We start from the raw sequence: 609 nt of genomic DNA, 5'->3' as shown, positions 1-609 counted from the left end.
TTCGAACTCGCCCGGAGGGGTCAGCAGCGTCAGGGCCAGCAGGTCGGCGGCCACGGCGACAAGGGCGTTGGCGCCGTGCAAGCGCTGCACCAGCTCGCGGTAGTCGAACACCTCGCCATTGCTGGCCGGGTATTGCAGCAGCGCACCGAAGAAGGCGCTGACGTCATCGAGTTCACGCTCGTCGCCCACCACGATCTCGATACCCAGTGGTTCGGCACGGGTACGCAGGACGTCGAGGGTCTGCGGGTGGCAATGCACCGAGGCGAAGAAGGCATGGCTGGCCTTGTTCTTCGACAGGCGCTTGCAGAAGGTCATGGCCTCGGCTGCCGCGGTGGCTTCGTCGAGCAGGGAGGCGTTGGCGATCGGCAGGCCGGTCAGGTCGCTGATCAAGGTCTGGAAGTTGAGCAAGGCTTCCAGGCGGCCTTGGGAGATTTCTGGTTGGTAAGGGGTGTAGGCGGTGTACCAGGCCGGGTTTTCCAGCAAGTTGCGCAGGATTGGCGCCGGGGTGTGGGTGTTGTAATAACCCTGCCCGATATAGTTCTTGAATAGCTGGTTTTTACCGGCGATAGCTTTCAGCGCGGCGAGGGCATCGGCCTCGCTCTGGCCGTC

Annotated in this window: 1 pseudogene; it reads right to left on the bottom strand. The window is 63.4% G+C overall.

From position 1 onward, the window contains the following. Positions 1 to 609 (bottom strand): annotated as a pseudogene (locus BLX42_RS06290) (glycine dehydrogenase (aminomethyl-transferring)); the annotation flags it as partial.

Source organism: Pseudomonas sp. SG-MS2 (assembly GCF_009933855.1).
Lineage (GTDB): Bacteria > Pseudomonadota > Gammaproteobacteria > Pseudomonadales > Pseudomonadaceae > Aquipseudomonas > Aquipseudomonas putida_E.
This window is presented reverse-complemented; position numbering and strand designations above follow the sequence as displayed.